Source organism: Paraburkholderia panacisoli (assembly GCF_008369935.1).
In the GTDB taxonomy this organism is placed as follows: Bacteria; Pseudomonadota; Gammaproteobacteria; order Burkholderiales; family Burkholderiaceae; genus Paraburkholderia; species Paraburkholderia panacisoli.
The window spans coordinates 1-14,887 of record NZ_VTUZ01000025.1; the positions used below are offsets into that span (position 1 = coordinate 1).

General features: G+C 66.1%; 12 protein-coding genes and 2 riboswitches. Of the genes, 7 read left to right on the plus strand and 5 right to left on the minus strand.

Annotated elements, in window-relative coordinates:
- Positions 1-190, plus strand: a 190-nt coding sequence (locus FVF58_RS52305) for a hypothetical protein (RefSeq protein ID WP_223191178.1), incomplete at its 5' end; no start/stop codon positions are given.
- A gap of 346 nt (positions 191-536) precedes the next feature.
- On the plus strand, positions 537-1,481 hold the full coding sequence (locus tag FVF58_RS30380) for a flagellar brake protein (protein WP_149673474.1): 945 nt from the start codon (positions 537-539) through the stop codon (positions 1,479-1,481).
- A gap of 40 nt (positions 1,482-1,521) precedes the next feature.
- Here the strand turns inward: FVF58_RS30380 and FVF58_RS30385 are convergent, their stop codons facing one another.
- From FVF58_RS30385 to cobW, 5 genes are all read right to left on the minus strand, one after another.
- A complete protein-coding gene (locus FVF58_RS30385; protein ID WP_149673475.1) occupies positions 1,522-2,061 on the minus strand; it encodes a vWA domain-containing protein in 540 nt (179 codons plus the stop codon).
- A gap of 143 nt (positions 2,062-2,204) precedes the next feature.
- Positions 2,205-3,314 carry a magnesium chelatase ATPase subunit I gene (locus FVF58_RS30390; protein ID WP_149673476.1) on the minus strand — a complete coding sequence of 370 codons (1,110 nt, stop codon included), beginning with the start codon at positions 3,312-3,314 and terminating at the stop codon, positions 2,205-2,207.
- Positions 3,311-4,717, minus strand: a complete 1,407-nt coding sequence (gene iscB / locus FVF58_RS30395) for an RNA-guided endonuclease IscB (protein ID WP_149673477.1) — start codon at positions 4,715-4,717, stop codon at positions 3,311-3,313. The genes FVF58_RS30390 and iscB overlap by 4 nt, the downstream gene beginning before the upstream one ends.
- Positions 4,718-5,015: 298 nt before the next feature.
- Positions 5,016-8,858, minus strand: coding sequence for a cobaltochelatase subunit CobN (gene cobN / locus FVF58_RS30400; protein ID WP_149673478.1), 3,843 nt, complete (start codon positions 8,856-8,858; stop codon positions 5,016-5,018).
- A gap of 6 nt (positions 8,859-8,864) precedes the next feature.
- Positions 8,865-9,956 carry a cobalamin biosynthesis protein CobW gene (gene cobW / locus FVF58_RS30405; RefSeq protein WP_149673479.1) on the minus strand — a complete coding sequence of 364 codons (1,092 nt, stop codon included), beginning with the start codon at positions 9,954-9,956 and terminating at the stop codon, positions 8,865-8,867.
- A 231-nt stretch (positions 9,957-10,187) separates the two neighbouring features.
- Positions 10,188-10,467, minus strand: a riboswitch (cobalamin riboswitch).
- Positions 10,468-10,534: 67 nt separating this feature from the next.
- Positions 10,535-10,773: riboswitch (cobalamin riboswitch) on the plus strand.
- Between the two features lie 224 nt (positions 10,774-10,997).
- On the opposite strand from cobW, the gene cobA reads away from it, so the two are divergent.
- From cobA to bluB, 5 genes are read left to right on the plus strand one after another with little or no spacing between them, the layout of a single operon-like run.
- Positions 10,998-11,807: a uroporphyrinogen-III C-methyltransferase gene (gene cobA, locus FVF58_RS30410; protein ID WP_149673576.1), complete on the plus strand. Its 810-nt coding sequence runs from the start codon at positions 10,998-11,000 to the stop codon at positions 11,805-11,807.
- Complete coding sequence (locus FVF58_RS30415; protein ID WP_149673480.1) at positions 11,804-12,313, plus strand: cobalamin biosynthesis protein; 510 nt, start codon at positions 11,804-11,806, stop codon at positions 12,311-12,313. Before cobA ends, FVF58_RS30415 begins: the two co-directional genes overlap by 4 nt.
- Positions 12,310-12,912, plus strand: a complete 603-nt coding sequence (cobO, locus tag FVF58_RS30420) for a cob(I)yrinic acid a,c-diamide adenosyltransferase (RefSeq protein ID WP_149673481.1) — start codon at positions 12,310-12,312, stop codon at positions 12,910-12,912. The genes FVF58_RS30415 and cobO overlap by 4 nt, the downstream gene beginning before the upstream one ends.
- A 3-nt stretch (positions 12,913-12,915) precedes the next feature.
- Positions 12,916-14,241 (plus strand): cobyrinic acid a,c-diamide synthase CobB, encoded by a 1,326-nt coding sequence (locus tag FVF58_RS30425; protein ID WP_149673482.1) that lies wholly within the window; start codon positions 12,916-12,918, stop codon positions 14,239-14,241.
- Positions 14,225-14,884 (plus strand): 5,6-dimethylbenzimidazole synthase, encoded by a 660-nt coding sequence (gene bluB, locus FVF58_RS30430; RefSeq protein WP_149673483.1) that lies wholly within the window; start codon positions 14,225-14,227, stop codon positions 14,882-14,884. Before FVF58_RS30425 ends, bluB begins: the two co-directional genes overlap by 17 nt.
- Positions 14,885-14,887: the final 3 nt, after the last annotated feature.

Sequence of the window (14,887 nt, forward strand, 5' to 3'; positions counted from 1 at the left end):
ACCTGTTACTGTTTTCGGTTGTTTTACCAACCGGTCGCTCACTCAACGTACTGACGAAGTGTTCAACCATCTTTCAACGGCCAAACCTTCCTTTCATTACTGTGTGAGACTTGATACTTTTGCCTTATGGCAGATTCCTAAGAACCCGCCCCGCATCTCGCATCAAGCGCCCACACTTATCGGCTGTTAGTTTTTAAAGATCGATCCGCTTCACGTTCGCGGCGTCCGTTCACCTACCCGGCACCGCTTCCGTTCTGCGTCGCTGCATCAGCAGCAGAGAAACGAGATTATGGAGAACGGTCAGCGACCCGTCAACCCCCTTCGGTGAATTTTCTTTTAGACGGATCGAGGGGCCCGCATGGCAATAGTGTGGCGCCGGGTTGGCAACAGCGAAATTAGTTAGTCATCCGATTGAATCTCGATCCCCGTCTGGAACAATAAACAACCAAATGACCGGCCACTGCGACAGCCCAATTAAAGTTTGCGTCCCCACGGCCGTCAACCAGGTTATCGCGCCACTTAAACAATTTCCGACCATGGACAATCCTGTCGAGGAACACGTCGACGAAAATTCGCCCGCCGCGCTATCGCCGGCGCTCAGTCCGCTAGCGGTGCCAGTGGGCACACCCCTCGACTGGCCAATTGTCGACAGCGATGGCACACTGCTTTTCGCCAGCGGGACCATCCTCGCGACCACGAACGAGCGCGATTTCCTGTTCGGCAACTTTCATCCGCAGCGCGGCGATCTGCTGGACACCGCCGGCCAACCGCCGTCCGAAACCGCCCTGCCGGGTGACTCAGGCAGTCCGCTGACGCTCAGGGACATGCATCTGGAAATAGGCGCATTGATCGGCATGCGTTCGGAACTCGGCAGCGGCGCGCCGATGCAGCCGTGCCGCATCATCGGCTTCGCGCCGAATCACGCGCTCTTTGTCACGCCGCCGATGCACCAGGGCCGCATGCTGCCGCCAGGGCTCGGCGAGAACATCGAGATCGTCGCGATCGCGAGCCACGCCGTGTTCCGTTTCGTCTGCACGGTCGAAGCAATCTGCCGCGCGCCGTTCGATTACATCGTGCTGTCCAGGCCCGGCGTGGTCCGCCGTCTGCGCGAGCGCAAGTCGATCCGCGTCCGTGCACACCTGGCGGTGCGCTTCGGCCTTGGCGAAACAGAAGAGTCGTATGAAGGGCTCGGCTGCGCGAAAGGCATCAGCGCACTCGGCATGTCGTTGACCGCCTCGTGGACCCTCGGCGCGGTCGGTGAGCGGCTGCGGGTCGCTTTCCGCCTGAAGTCGGTGGACCTCGATACGGAGATCGAGACCAGCGCCATCATCCGCAATGTGCACAAAGGCAGCGGTCCCAGCGAGCCTACGCATCACGGGCTCGAATTCGATCGACTCGACGCGGCTCAGCAGATGGCGATGAAAGTCTATGTATTCGACCGGCAGGACGACGTGCTCTACTGGTCGAACGGCTTGAAATAAGCGGCGCGGCAACAGGCGGGCGGCGCAGTGCACGCGCCGGTCACCCAATCAGCTCCTCCGGCATGAAGCATTGCGCGCCCCACGCCTGCGCAAGCGCCTCACAGCGGCCCAGCCGGATCGCCTCGCGCTCGAAATCGACGAATACGACCTCGTCCGCCACGAGCGGGCGAGCGGGCTCGTCGCGTGTGCGGCCGTCGGTCAGAACCCATAACCAGCGCTGCTGGGCCGGCCTGAGCCGCGCTCTACGTTCCAGCAGCTGCGCTGCCCGGCGGATGCCGGCACCCAGCGGCGTGCCGCCACCACCGCCAACCGGCCTGAGCCACCGCTCGTTCCACCAGCGCGGCACAGCCGGGCCGAAGCGCACGTCCGCGCCGGCACCGCCGAAACAGATCAGCGCAGCCTCGTCGCGCGCGGCGCTCGCGCGGTCGAACAGCGCGATCAGAAGACCCTTCGCGAGCGCGAGGCGCTGCCCGGCCAGCATGGAGCCGGAGCAATCGAGCACGAAGCAATGCAGCACGCCGCCGCGCGGCGCTTCGCGCACGAAACGCAAATGCTCCGCACGCAGCGCGTCCTGGCGCATCGCGGCGAGCGTCGGTGGCCATGCGATGCGGTTGCCCGGCTGGCTGCGCGAACTTACCCGCAAATGGCCGCGCGAGTTCGCGCCTGCGCGTTGCCGCCATCGAAAACCGCTGCGCGAGTCAGCGGCGGCGCCCTTCCGATGGCTCAGCGTTTTTTTGCGTCAAGCGGCAACACCCGTTTGACGTGCGTGGTCGCGGCGGGCTCGGGCGGCAGGTAGCCCCAATCGGTCTCGCCCGCAACGGCGGGCGACGGCGCGGCGTCCAGCGCGGATGCGGGCGCACGGTCAGAGCCGGCAGCCGTTTGCGGCTGCGCTTCGCCGTTACGCGTGTCGCCGTCCGCTTGCCCGTCATGCTGACGACGATGCCGACGCCGATGAATCAACACCGCTTCAGCGACGCAGTCAACATGCTCCACCGTCACCGCCCCCGCCTGCTCCAGTGCGGCCAGCGCGCGTGCTGCGCGCAGCATCACGAGATCGGCACGCAGGCCATCCACGGCCGCATCGATACACAACGCGCTGACATGCGCATGCACGGCGTCGCCGAATGCGAGCTGCGGCAGCGCTTCGCGCGCCGCCCGAATCCGCTCGACGTACTCCGCCTGGTGCTCCGCATAGCCCGCGCGAAACCGTTGCGGATCGAGATCGAACGCGAGCCGCGCTTTCACGATCGCCTGACGCACCCGCGGCTCGAAGCAATTCTGCAACTCGACCATCAAGCCGAAGCGGTCGATCAATTGCGGCCGCAACTCGCCTTCCTCGGGATTCATCGTGCCTATCAGCACAAAGCTCGCGTCGTGGCTGTGCGACACGCCATCGCGTTCGACGGTATTCACGCCGCTCGCCGCCGCGTCGAGCAACGCATCGACAAGCGCGTCGGGCAGCAGGTTAACTTCATCGACATACAGCACGCCGTGGTGCGCTTTCGCGAGCAGGCCCGGCGAAAAACGCACCGACCCATCGCGCAGCACGGTTTCGATATCGAGCGTGCCGATCAGCCGATCCTCGCTTGCGCCAAGCGGCAAGTTCACCAGTTGCCCTTGCGGCAACAACTCCGCGAGCGCGCGCGCCGCGGTCGACTTGGCCGTGCCCCGCGGCCCGCTGACCAGCACGCCGCCGAGCCCGGGGTCGATCGCAGCCAGCAGCAACGCCTGCTGCAACGGCACCTGGCCGATCAGCGCGGCAAACGGAAACGTGGACCGCTGGATGGGCCGCGCGGGTACCTGCTGGGTTGTTGCCGGCTCTGCTGCATTCATCCTTCTGCGCGGGAAACCTCGGCCTTCGGGCCGGGGAGGGATAGCCCGGGCTGCGTAGCAGCCCCTACTCCCGCTTCTCCTTTGTCAGTTGCCATCCTTGAGTAGCCGTAGCCGTCCGCGCGCTGCAGCACCCGGCAATAGCGGTGCGCAACGCCCTGTACGACCTGACCATGGGTTTGAATGTTGAAACTGCCGGTGGCACGCACGGCCACACGGCCATTGTGCGTGCCTGCTTTTCTGCCCCAGGGCACGTCGGCCTGCACATGGTCTCCCGTTCCGAACCCGTGCACGCGCTTCGCGCGCATCAGATAGCCTCGCGGAAAACCGTACCTGTCCTGTCGTGTGCGCTGATAGCTGCCGCGCCCAGTGCACTTCACCTGCACGGTCGGCTTGCGCCACGCCACGACGGCCGAAACCTCACCCACGCACACCGCATCCAGCGCATGCGTCTTCGGGATGCAGAGCTTGCTACGGTTGTATTTCGTTCGTCCGCCGGAGGCGGTTTCGACCGGAAGGCCGGTAGCCCGCAAGGCATTGACCAGCGCCCAGCGGGTCGCATTGACGGCCGAGGCATCCTTGAGCGGGCGCCGGACCTGCGCCGTGATGCGCCCGAGACGCGCCTTGTCCTTCACGAAGACGTTGAGCGGCTGCGCGGCCTTGCGGATGTTGCAGGGTACGCAGGCAATTGCCAGGTTCGAAACCCGGTTCGAACCGCCGCGCGCACGCGGCACCAGGTGTTCGATGTTGAGCGGCACGTTGTGCACGTCACAGTAGCAGCACTTGCGCTTCCACTTCTCCAGCAGGTACTCACGCAGTTCATACCCGAACAGGGTTCCGTGCTGGTACTCGATGCCGCTGACTTCTGGATTATCGAGCGCCTGCATGTCGAAGCGCACGAATTCAGTGCTCGCCGCCGTTATCGGGGCCCAACGCTGGAGCCGCTTGACCCAGGCGAGCGTCGTATCCACTCGATGTTGCAAAGATGGCGCGAGCCATCCTGCAGGCCGGGTACGGTTCAGAAAGCGCGGTGCGCGGTAGCGCAGGGTGCCGCGTCGACGGCGACGCATGGCGCGCCGCGCGGTAAGCGCCTCGCTGATTTGCCGGCCGCGATGGACCAGCTCGAACAGGTTGAGCGCCACGGCGCCGCGACGGATTTCTCCCGTCGAGGCGTCGACATGTTCAGTGTCGCGGACCAGCGCCAGTCCGGTGGCCTTGCTGCCCGGGTCCAGCTTGATGCGCAAGGGTTGCGCAGCACTACTGTGAAGCTCGCGGTCGACGAGCCGGATAGCGAAGGGCATGAGGCGATGAATGCGCGCACGCCCGCGTGCGAGCAACAACCTCGCGCGCTTCTCGCTGCACGGCATCAGTGGCTTTCCCGACCTGTCCAGAACGAATACCGCCAACTCCAGCTCCTGGTGTTCAACCGGAAAACGTCCGGCGCGTTGCCCTTACGGGCCTGGTGACGGGCGCCTTGGGGCGCCGCTCCCCTCGACCATGTTGTGCAGCAGGGGGCGAGAAAACCTGCCGGTCGCAGCCCGTTTCGTGCCTACCCGGGGCTTGTCTGCTGCTGCGACTTCCAGAGCGCCAGACTCAGGAAGCATCTGGCGGTGGGTCTGCTGTCTCCTGCACAACGGTGCGTCTTGCGACGGATGGTCTGGTCAACCTCAGACTTGCGGATTGCTACCCCACGAGCCTCGGCCTTTATGCCGGGGTGATTGACGTTTGCCTTCCTTCGATCTGCTGCTCGCTCGCGAGCAGATGCTGTTCGACTTGCGAGCGGTAGTCGCCCGGCGCCTGCCACAAACCGCGCTGCATCGCTTCGAGCAGGCGCTCGCAGATCGAATGTAACGCATGCGGGTTGTGCCGCTGCAAGAATTCGCGGGTATCGGCGTCGTTCAGGTAAGCATCCGTGACGAGCGCATATTGATGATCCGCGATCACGCGCGCGGTCGCGTCGTAACCATATAGATAGTCGACGGTCGCGGCGATTTCGGCCGCGCCCTTGTAGCCGTGCCGCTTCACGCCATCGAGCCATTTCGGGTTGACCACGCGCGAGCGGATCACCCGCGCGATCTCCTCATGCAGCGTGCGCACGCGCGGCGCGGCCGGATTGCTGTGATCCGCGTGATACACGCTCGGCTGACTGCCGGCCAGATGCCGCACGGCCGCGACCATGCCGCCCTGGAACTGGTAATAGTCGTTCGAATCGAGCAGGTCGTGTTCGCGGTTGTCCTGATTCTGCAGCACCACGTCCAGCGCGGCGAGGCGCGCGCCGAACGCATGGCGCGCCTCTTCGCCGGCGCTCTTTTGCGTGTACGCGTAACCACCCCACGCCTGGTACGCGTTGGCCAGGTCGGCATCGGTTTGCCATTGCCGCGTGTCGATCATCTCCTGCAGACCCGCGCCATAAGCGCCGGGCCTTGCGCTGAACACGCGCCAGCCGGCGCGCTTGCGGGCCTCGGCGGGGTCCATGCCGCGCGCGACGAGCGCATCGCGTTCGCGCTGCACGCGCGCCCGAATCGGGTTCAGCGCCTCGGGTTCGTCGAGTTCCGCGACCGCCTGAACGGCGGCGTCGAACAGGTGCATCACGTTCGCAAACGCGTCGCGGAAGAACCCCGACACACGCAACGTGACGTCGATACGCGGGCGATCGAACGCCTCGATCGGCATGATCTCGAAGTCGGTCACGCGATGGCTGCCTGGCGCCCATTTTGGCCGCACGCCCAGCAGCGCGAGCGCCTGAGCGACGTCGTCGCCGCCGGTGCGCATCGTCGCGGTGCCCCACACCGAGAGTCCGATCGCGCGCGGATAATCGCCGTGTTCCTGCAGATGCCGCTCGATCAACTGCTGCGCGGATTTCAGTCCAAGCGACCACGCGGCTTGCGTGGGGACCGCGCGCGTGTCGACCGAATAGAAATTGCGGCCGGTGGGCAGCACGTCGGGCCGTCCACGCGATGGCGAACCGCTCGGCCCCGGCGGCACGAAGCGTCCTTCGAGGCCGCGCTTGAGTTGCAGCATTTCCTGCGGACCGCATGCGTCGAGCCGTGGCAGCACATCGTCGCGCAAACGCGCGATGACCTGCCCGGCTTGCGGCAACGTGCCGGCCAGCGGTGTCACGAGAGGTGTCGGGCACGGCGTGCCGTCCGCATCGGGCCGATCACGGCACACGCTGCTCAACATCTGTGCAGCCAGCAATTCCAGCCGCTCGCGCGTATCGCCGCAATGCCGCCACGGCGCATCGCTCACCTGCCGCAATACATCGGGACGCGGGCCAACCCACACTGCCGACCAATCCACCGACAACGGATCGAACAGATGGTCCATGCGCAGATCGCGCGCCAGCGCGTCGATCAAGCCGGCCTTACCGCCTTGCCCATCGCCGACCGGAAAGCGCGCCAGCGCCAGCAGCGTATCGCGCCGCTGCACACCGCCGGGCGACTGCCCGAACGTGTGCAAACCATCGCGAATCTGCGCTTCCTTCAACTCGCACAGCCACGCATCGACACGCGTGAGCAGCGTGTCCTCGTCGTCTTGCCCGTTCGGCGCGGCGAGACTCAGCTCCTCGTGCAGCTTGTGCTCGACGATGGTCGCCAGAATCGTGCGCCGCAACAGCTTCGAGCGGCGCGGATCGACCATCAGCGCTTCATAGTATTCGTCGACCTGGCGCTCGAGGTCCTGCAACGGCCCATAGCTTTCCGCGCGCGTGAGCGGCGGCATCAGATGATCGACGATGACGGCCTGTGCGCGGCGTTTGGCCTGGCTGCCCTCGCCCGGATCGTTGACGATGAACGGATAAAGATGCGGCATCGGCCCGAGAATCAGATCGGGCCAGCACGCATCGCTCAACGCGACGCTCTTGCCGGGCAGCCATTCGAGATTGCCGTGCTTGCCGACATGCACGACCGTGTCGATGCCGAACTGGTGACGCAGCCAGAAATAGAACGCGAGGTAAGCATGGGGCGGCACGAGCTCCGCATCGTGATAGCTCGCATAGTCGCCCTGCTCGCGCGAGCGCGACGGCTGGATGCCGACGAATACCTGCCCGCAACGCCAGCCCGCGATCATGAAACGGCCGCGCCGCAACGTCGGGTCCTGCTCGGGCGCGCCCCAGCGCGCGTTCAATGCGTGCCGCGCGGCGTCAGGCAAGGCGTTGAAGTGCGTCAGATAGTCGTCGAGCGCGAGGCTTTGCAACGCGGGGCGCAGATCGCGGACCACTGGATCGTTGGTCACGCCCTCGGTGAGTTTCTGCAACAGCGCGTCGCCGTCCGCGGGCAATTGCGCGAGACGATAGCCCTCGTCGCGCAGCATCGCCAGGATGCCCACCACCGACGCCGGCGTATCGAGCCCCACGCCATTGCCGATGCGTCCTTCGCTCATCGGATAGTTGGCGAGAATCAACGCGAGCTTCTTGTCCGCGTTATCGAGCGAACGCAGACGGCACCAGCGGCGGCTCAGTTCGGCGAGAAAGCTCACGCGTTCGAGGTCCGGCTGATAGCGGACCACGTCGACCTGGGTATGCGGGCAGCGATACGCGAGCCCTTTGAAGCTGATCGCGCGCGTGATGATGCGGCCATCCACTTCCGGCAGCGCGATGTGCATCGCGATATCGCGCGAGTTGAGGCCGTGGTTGTCCTTGAGCCAGTCATCGCGATTGCCGCCGCTCAGGATCACCTGGAACACCGGCGCGTCGCCGGCGAGCGCGAGCGGCTCGGGGTCGTCGATCGCGGACGCGGCGAAGGCGGTCGTGTTCAGCACCAGCGCGACCTCGTGTTGCGCGCACAACGTCTGCACGATTTCACGGCTCATCGCGTCTTTCAGCGACGTGATCGCGATCGGCAGCGGATTCAGGTCTTGGGCGGCAAGCGCGTCGATCAGCGCGTCGAACACCGCTGTATTGGCCGCCTGCAGATGCGCCTTGTAGAACAGGATCGCCGCGACCGGCGCACCCGGTTTCCAGCGCGCCTGCCAGTCGGCGATGGTAGGCGTGTCTTGCCCGGGATGATAGAGCGACGCGGCCGGCAACGCGCGCGGCGGCGCCGGCTCGCGCCCCCAGCCGAATACGCGGTGCGCGATGCAGCGCAGAAACGCTTCGGCATTCTGCGGGCCGCCTTCGCGCAGATAGCGCCACAGTTGATGACACAACGCGGCGTCGGCCGTGCTGCGCGCGAGCAGGTTCGGATCTTCCTGCAAGTCGCCGGAAAACATCGCGAGCGTCTGCTGCTTGCGCTGCGCGAGCGCGACCACCTGTTCGATGCCATACGGCCAGTACGCCTCGCCGCCGAGGTGATCGACCACCACCACGCGCGCGTGCTGCAACACGTCCTCGATATAGAAGTCGACCGAGGCCGGTTGCCGCAGATACGTGACGTTCGCGAGCCGCACGCTGGGGAACCCCTCGCCCAGCCGCGGGAACACGCTAGCGAGCAAGGACAGCGTGGTGTCGGCGGAACTCAGCACCACGATATCGGCGGGCTGCTGATCGATACGGATCACGCCTTGCGTATCGTCGACGAAGCCGCCCGGCGTCGTGCGCAGCAGATGCATGAGCGCTTACGCCTCGCGTGCTTCGGCGTGCGACGGCATACCGAGCGCCGCGTCGAACGCGCGTTGCAACGCGGCCTGATCGAGGTCTTCGCCGATCAGCACGAAACGGCTTTGCGTGCCTTCGCCGGCCTGCCAGCGCCGGTCGAAGTAACTGTCGAAGCGCCGTCCCACGCCCTGGATCACAAGCCTCATCGCCGCGCCCGGCAATGCCGCGAAGCCTTTGACGCGGTAGATCGTGTTCATTTCGACCAGTCCTTGCAGCGCGGCGATCACCGCTTCGCGCGACGGCGCGTTCGCATGCACGACCACCGAATCGAATTCGTCGTGGTGGTGATCGGCGTCGTCGGCGGAGCCGTGGTGATCGTGGCGCAGGTGGATCGTTTCTTCCGACGCCGCTTCGAGACCCAGCAGCGTGTGCAGATCGAGCTGGCCCCTATGCGCGCGCACGATCTTCACCTGCGGCGGAATCTCTTCGCGAATCACAGCTTCGACCGCGCTTTGCTGAGCGTCGTCGAGCAGATCGGTCTTGTTCAGAATCACCAGATCGGCCGCGGACAACTGATCTTCGAACAACTCGTGCAAGGGCGACTCGTGATCGAGATTCGGATCGGCCTTGCGCTGCGCATCCACCGCAACGGGGTTGTCGGCGAACTGACCACTTGCGGCAGCCGGGCCGTCGACCACCGTCACGACCGCATCGACGGTGAAGCTGTTCTTGATCTGCGGCCAGTTGAACGCCTGCACGAGCGGCTTGGGCAACGCGAGCCCGGAAGTTTCGATCAGCACGTGATCGATCTGCTCGCGGCGTTCCACGAGTCTTTCCATCACCGGGAAAAACTCTTCCTGCACGGTGCAGCACAGGCAGCCGTTCGCGAGTTCATACAGTTGGCCTTCGGTCTCGACGCCGTTCTCGTCGCAACCGATCCCGCAACCCTTGAGGATTTCCCCGTCGATGCCGAGTTCGCCGAACTCGTTGACGATCACCGCGATGCGCTTGCCGCCCGCATGCTGAAGAATGTGCCGCAGCAGCGTGGTCTTGCCGCTGCCGAGAAAGCCCGTGACGACGGTGACCGGGATCTTGCGCATTTGAGTTTGCATCGTGAGGTCCATCCGTAGGCGTTGCGCGAGCGTGCCGGCGTGTGGGCCCGTGTGTCCGCAGGAGCCGGCGCGGCGAAGCTGCGCGGGGCGCACGCTCTGCAAGCCGGAACCATCACGACATACGGGGACGAACGACGGCGTTGCCGCCACAACTAAAAAAGCGTAACAGCGCGGTAACCACGCGCAGAAAGCGGGAATGAGGTCATGAACGTGCCGTCGCATCCCCGCGACGAGCGTCCTGCGTATCTGGCCGGTATCCGGGCTGGCGAAAGCGCCGCTTCCCCTTCCCGGGCGAGTGATTTCTCGCCCAGTGGTGATATGCCGACGCGGCCTTGCGCGTGGACATCGAAGCCGGCTCCGCGGCGCCTGGCGATGAAGCCGGCGCTGCTTTTCGCTTACCGTTGCGGGGGCAGCACAGGTTGACCCGGTCCAAAGCAGGCGGGCACCCTGTTTCCCGTTTAACTGCATGCGCACGAGCGCGCACACGAGCACCAAAGTGCGTGCGAGTGTAGGCCCGCGGCCTTGCGCCGTCAAGAAAACGCCGGCCCGGGACGCTTATCGCGCGGAGCGCCGTGTGCTATCGTAGGCGCGCGTTTGGTGCCCGCACATGCATTCGCGTGTGCAGTTAAACGGGAAACAGGCCGCGCGTGATGCGCTCAACCTGTGCTGTCCCCGCAACGGTAAGCGACCTGCGACGCCAGATTCATTTCTGTTGCGCCGCGCATGCGTTTTCAATGCCACTGTCCAACGAACCGGACGGGAAGGCAAAGCGCATGAGGCCGCCAGCCCGGATACCGGCCAGACGCGGAGGTGGCGCACGTCACGCCGCCGGCCGCCGGAATCCGCGAGGGACGGATGTGAAGGCGCTGAAGCACGACGTCGCGCGTGGGCGGGTGTTTTCCGGTGGAAAGCATGGCACGCCGCGTGTTCGTCGAGCCCGAATCCGTAGCACCGTATGACCTCGATATCCGCCGTCCGGCGCTTCTTCGCACTTTGCCTCTTCCCGTCAGTCACGCCATGGCGCGCGCCATGCATGCGGCGATGACGCGCGCGTGGCTGATCGGCGCGGGCCCCGGCGACGTCGAACTGATGACGCTGAAGGCGACCCGCGCGCTCGCCCAAGCCGACGTGGTGCTGGTCGACGATCTGGTGAATCCCGACGTGCTGCAATTCGCGCGCGCCGATGCGCTGGTCGTCTACGTCGGCAAACGCGGCGGGCATCCGTCGACGCCGCAGGCCGGCATCGTCGCGCAGATGCTCGAGCATGCGCGCGCCGGGCGCAGTATCGCGCGGCTGAAAGGCGGCGATCCGTTCGTGTTCGGCCGGGGCGGCGAGGAACAGCAAGCGCTGCACGCGGCGGGCATCGAGGTGGAAGTCATCAACGGCGTCACGGCAGGGATCGCAGCGCCCGCGGCGATCGGCATTCCGGTTACGCACCGTGACTACGCGCAGGGCGTGGTGTTCGTCACCGGACACGGTGCGGGCAACGGCGAGCCGGATTGGGCCGCGCTCGCCGCCACGCGTATGACCCTGGTGATTTACATGGGCATGCGGCGGCTCGCCGGGATCGTCGGCGCGTTGCTCGCGGCCGGCATGAGCGGCGATACGCCGTGCGCGGCGATCGAGTCGGCGACGCGTCCCGGGCAACGTCACGTGCTCGCGCCGCTCGGCGAATTTGCCGCCACCGTCGCGCGTGCCGGACTCGGCTCGCCGGCGATCGTGGTGATCGGCGGCGTCGCGTCGCTCGCGCTGGCGCGGGCAGCGGCGCACGCCGAAGAGGCGGATGCCGTCGAGGTTCATGCCGCTGATGCGGTGGACCCTGACCGGACGCACGGAGCGGATAGCCAATGAAAACGCTGAGCGTCGGCATCGGTTGCCGCTTGCACAGTTCGGCGGAGCAGATCGAAGCGGCGGTGCGCGCCGCGCTCGGCACACGTGCATTCGATCAGATCCGCATAGTCGCCTCGGTCGATACCAAAGCCGACGAAGCAGGTCTACTCGCGTTCTGCGCGCGTCATTCACTGACTCTGCAATTGTTCAGCCGTGAGCGGATCGCGGCGATCGCAGTAGCGAACCCGTCGGCGGTGGTGCGCGAGCATCTCGGCGTGGATGGGGTCTGCGAACCGTGCGCGCTGCTCGCCGCGTCGGCCGAACCGGGCGCCGCGTATGCCACGCCTGCCGCACCCGACGCGCGAACTCCGCTTACCGCAACGGACGCGCCTATCTCCCCCCGCGCTCGCCTGCTGGTGCCCAAAACGCTGCACGCCGGCGTCACGGTGGCGATCGCCGCGACCGCTGCCCGTGCAGCTCACCCATCGCCAGACCACAACGACACTCACCAACAGGACCTTCGATGAAGACCGATCCCGAATCGCATCAACGCATGACCGAGCGCCGGCGCGAAGGCCATGAGAAGAAGCAGGCCAGCGCCACCGTCGAAAAAGGCCTGCTGATTGTCAACACCGGCACAGGCAAAGGCAAAACAACCGCCGCGTTCGGCATGGCTGTGCGCGTGCTCGGCCACGGCATGCGCCTGGGCGTCGTGCAGTTCATCAAAGGAGCGTTGCATACGTCGGAGCGCGACTTCCTCGGCGCGATCGCCAACTGCGATTTCGTCACGATGGGCGACGGCTACACCTGGAACACCCAGAACCGCGACGCCGACATGGCCACCGCGCGCAAAGGCTGGAACGAAGCGCGCCGGATGATCGAAAGCGGCGAGTACCAGATGGTCATTCTCGACGAGCTGAACACGGTGCTGAAGTACGAATACCTGCCGCTCGACGAAGTGCTGTCGGTGCTGAACGCGCGCCCGCCGATGCTGCACGTGGTGGTGACCGGCCGCCATGCGCCGGACGCTTTGATCGAAGCCGCGGACCTCGTCACCGAAATGCGCATCGTCAAGCATCCGTATCGCGAGCAAGGCGTGAAAGCGCAGCGCGGCGTGGAGTTCTGAGCGATGTCCGCGCGCCCCAAGGGGACTTCCTCCGGGGAGTGCCCCGCCCTGTTCATCAGCGCCCCCGCTTCGGGGCAAGGCAAGACCACGATCACCGCCGGTCTCGCGCGCTATCACCGGCGGCTGGGGCGGCGCGTGCGGGTCTTCAAGACCGGGCCGGACTTTCTCGACCCGATGATCCTCGAGCGCGCGAGCGGCGCGCCGGTGTGGTCGCTGGATCTGTGGATGGTCGGCGAAGCCGCGTGCCGCAATCTGCTCGCGCAGGCGGCGGCCGAAGCCGATCTGATTCTGATCGAAGGCGTGATGGGCCTGTTCGACGGCACGCCGAGCAGCGCCGATCTCGCCACGGTCTTCGGCGTGCCGGTGCTGGCAGTGATCTCCGCCAAGGCGATGGCACAGACCTTCGGCGCGGTGGCGTTCGGCCTCGCGCACTTCAGGCCGCAGGTGCCGTTTTACGGCGTGCTCGCGAATCGCGTCGGCTCCGCGCGCCATGCGCAAATGCTCCAGGAAGCATTACCGCCCGAGCTGCGCTGGTGCGGACACATCACGGCGAGCGATGAAATCGCTTTGCCCGATCGTCACCTCGGCTTGCACCAGGCGGCCGAGATCGACGATCTGGACGCGCGCTTGGAGCGCGCGGCCGATACGCTCGAACCGACCGCGCTGGCCGCGTTGCCGCCGCCGGTCGAATTCGGCACGCCCGTGCCGACAGCGCTGCCGCGTCTGCTGGAAGGCAAGCGGATCGCGATCGCCCGCGATGCCGCGTTCTCGTTCATCTATCCGGCGAACGTCGCGCTGCTGGAAGCGCTCGGCGCGCAAATCGACTACTTCTCGCCGCTCGCCGACGAAGCGTTGCCCGCCGATGCGCAAGCGCTCTACCTGCCCGGCGGCTACCCCGAACTTCACGCGAGCACGCTCGCCGCCAACACACGCAGCGCGGCGTCGATCCGCGCGCATGCGGCCGCCGGCAAACCGCTCGTCGCCGAATGCGGCGGCATGCTCTACCTGCTCGACCAACTGACCGACAAGCAGGGCGCCAGCACGCCGATGCTCGGCCTGCTGCCCGGCCATGCGACGATGCAAACACGCTTCACCGCGCTCGGCATGCAGCAGATCGACAGCCTGCACGGCCCGCTGACCGGGCACACATTTCATTACTCGACGCTGAACACCCCGCTCGCACCGCTGCGTTCGGCCACCCGGGCGCACAGCGATGCGCCCGGCGAGGCCGTATATCGCACGGGCTCGATCGTGGCGACTTACATGCATGCTTATTGGCCCTCCAACCCGGCCTTCACGGCCGCCCTGTTCCATGGCGAAGCCTTTTAACGACTCCGAGCGCGATGCAGTCTATCGCGCCATCTACGAGCGCCGCGACATGCGCCACTTCGTGCCCGACCCGGTCGATCCCGCCGTGCTGCGGCGGCTGCTCGACGCGGCGCATCACGCGCCGAGCGTCGGCTTCATGCAGCCGTGGCGGATCACGCGCATCACGGACCCGGCGCTGCGCACGGCCTTGCACGCGACGGTCGAAAACGAGCGGCTCGCCACCGCCGACGCGCTCGGCAAACGCCGCGACGAGTTCATGAAGCTGAAAGTGGAAGGCATGCTGGAGTGCGGCGAACTGCTGGTGATCGCGCTGATGGACGGGCGCGAGCGGCATATCTTCGGGCGCCGCACCTTGCCGGAGATGGATCTCGCGTCGGTGGCGTGCGCGATCCAGAACATGTGGCTGGCCGCGCGCGCCGAAGGCCTAGGCATGGGCTGGGTGTCGCTGTTCGACGTCGACGCGGTGCGCGCGCTGCTGCAGATGCCCGAGGGCGCGCGGCCGGTGGCGATTTTGTGCCTCGGCCACGTCGACCAGTTTTACAGTGCGCCGATGCTGGAAACCGAGCGCTGGGCGAGCCGCCTGCCGCTCGCCGATTGTGTGTTCGAAAACCGCTGGCCGCAAGCCGACGCGACGCCGGAATAGCGC

Coding starts and splice junctions, on each gene's coding strand:
- FVF58_RS30380 (WP_149673474.1), top strand. CDS start 537: ATGGACAATCCTGTCGAGGAACACGTCGACGAAAATTCGCCCGCCGCG.
- FVF58_RS30385 (WP_149673475.1), bottom strand. CDS start 2,061: ATGCGCCAGGACGCGCTGCGTGCGGAGCATTTGCGTTTCGTGCGCGAA.
- FVF58_RS30390 (WP_149673476.1), bottom strand. CDS start 3,314: ATGAATGCAGCAGAGCCGGCAACAACCCAGCAGGTACCCGCGCGGCCC.
- cobN (WP_149673478.1), bottom strand. CDS start 8,858: ATGCATCTGCTGCGCACGACGCCGGGCGGCTTCGTCGACGATACGCAA.
- cobW (WP_149673479.1), bottom strand. CDS start 9,956: ATGCAAACTCAAATGCGCAAGATCCCGGTCACCGTCGTCACGGGCTTT.
- cobA (WP_149673576.1), top strand. CDS start 10,998: ATGACGCGCGCGTGGCTGATCGGCGCGGGCCCCGGCGACGTCGAACTG.
- FVF58_RS30415 (WP_149673480.1), top strand. CDS start 11,804: ATGAAAACGCTGAGCGTCGGCATCGGTTGCCGCTTGCACAGTTCGGCG.
- cobO (WP_149673481.1), top strand. CDS start 12,310: ATGAAGACCGATCCCGAATCGCATCAACGCATGACCGAGCGCCGGCGC.
- FVF58_RS30425 (WP_149673482.1), top strand. CDS start 12,916: ATGTCCGCGCGCCCCAAGGGGACTTCCTCCGGGGAGTGCCCCGCCCTG.
- bluB (WP_149673483.1), top strand. CDS start 14,225: ATGGCGAAGCCTTTTAACGACTCCGAGCGCGATGCAGTCTATCGCGCC.